This is a genomic window from Halalkalibacter oceani, from assembly GCF_040544555.1.
In the GTDB taxonomy this organism is placed as follows: Bacteria; Bacillota; Bacilli; order Bacillales; family Bacillaceae_D; genus Halalkalibacter; species Halalkalibacter oceani.
Window position 1 is genome coordinate 1 of record NZ_JBEPKD010000063.1, and the last position, 1,603, is coordinate 1,603.

A 1,603-nucleotide genomic window follows, 5' to 3' on the forward strand; every position below is an offset into this window, starting at 1 on the left:
TTCCTACGATTAGTCAAGTACTACTTTATCAGTTGAGGATTTTTCCTCTATTACGATTTAGTGCATAGGAAAAAAACCTCAGTAATTCGAATTTTTAAACTGAGGATATTCGTGATATAATATGTATTATTGGTCCATAGAGACCGCGTACGAGTAATCGTACTTTGTATTGTTCCTAATCATGGAATACATACATTTTATGAGCTTGTTCATACAAGCGACCACGGCAACCTTGTCCTTCTTGGGGGTAGGTTGCTTTTTTAATTTGTAATAATAATCGACAATATGGTTTGGAGCTGCTTTTTGTTGGCGAATCATGTTTCGGATAATAAAATATAAGATTTTTCTTCCTTTAGGGTTTCCTCGTTTATTGATATGATCTTGCCCAGTGTATTTACCTGATTGATATCGTCGAATATCAATGCCAATAAATGCATTAACTTTTTTATGATTCGAAAAACGAAATAGGTCACCTAGTTCCCCAATAACTAGAGCGGCACTGATTTCTCCAATTCCAGGAAAGCTAATAAGCAGGTCGAATTCAGGAAGTTTTTTTGCTTCGGTAATCATCTCTCTAGAAATACGTTCTTTTTCCTCTAATAGGTGAAGGAGCTGCCGTGCATAATACTGTACCTTTTGAGTAGGAACGCTACTTTGAGACACGGCTGGATAAGAAGATTGTGCGTAGTTCATAATGTCTACAGCTTTTTGTTTCGCGCGAGCCTGTGAGATGTTCTTAGTTGTGTGGTTAACGAATCGATTTTTAATTTTCGTTATGCTAGAGCTGAGAACGAGAGCTGGATGAGGAAACAGCTCAATAAGCGCCAATGCATACGGTGTGAGTCTGCTTGAGAAAAACTGTTCAAGCTCTGGAAAACTCAACTGTAGGGCGTTGTGTAAGTACATGCGCATACGCTTGATCTCCTCTTCTATTTCTTGATAAAAGCGTGAGAGATCTCGAAGGTTTTGATAGACGTCAGATTGATGTATTTTTTCTTCTCTCTTGTGAAGGGGATGAGATTGCGCTAATACGTGCGCATCGTGTTTATCCGTTTTCCAACTTCTGAGCGTTCCTTGTTCAAGTTGTTTTTTAGCTGCCAAAGGATTCAATAGACAATAAGGCAATTTATTCTTTTGGCAGAAAGCTTCGACTGGTTTCGAATAAATGCCTGTTGATTCGAAAACGACCATCATCTTCCCGGTAAAGCGTTGAATCTTCTCAAGTAACTGTTGAAACCCATATTGATTATGAGCGATCTCTCCTTCGTAAAGACATGTTTGATCTTGATAAATAACGGCATAGCTTTTCCCCATTGAGACATCTAAAGCAGTGACAAATTCCATGTTTTCTCCTCTTTTCTTTACGACAGTTGAAAGTTCTCCACTTATTCATTCCGATTCTAATTTCCTATACACGAGCTCTAGGGCCCCAACATACTTAAACCTGATTCAAAAATGAAAGTGAAGAAGCCCTGTTTTTTATTCGGATTCGTAATCCCCGAGGCTTTGTTCGGGCTTTCTTTCACTCCTCACTATAACTTAAAAAAGAAATAGTGGGTACGATCACCCGTCGATGACCTTACCCACTAATCTTAGTATGTTT

The 1,603-nt window shown here is 38.6% G+C and carries 1 protein-coding gene; it reads right to left on the reverse strand.

Features of this window, described 5'->3' with window-relative positions:
- Nucleotides 1-126: 126 nt before the first annotated feature.
- Complete coding sequence (locus ABMB67_RS23375) at nt 127-1,344, reverse strand: IS110 family RNA-guided transposase (RefSeq protein WP_354573487.1); 1,218 nt, start codon at nt 1,342-1,344, stop codon at nt 127-129.
- Nucleotides 1,345-1,603 lie beyond the last annotated feature (259 nt).

Bases quoted from the DNA above. Each gene is read 5' to 3' on its own strand.
- ABMB67_RS23375 (WP_354573487.1), bottom strand. From the start codon at position 1,344: ATGGAATTTGTCACTGCTTTAGATGTCTCAATGGGGAAAAGCTATGCC.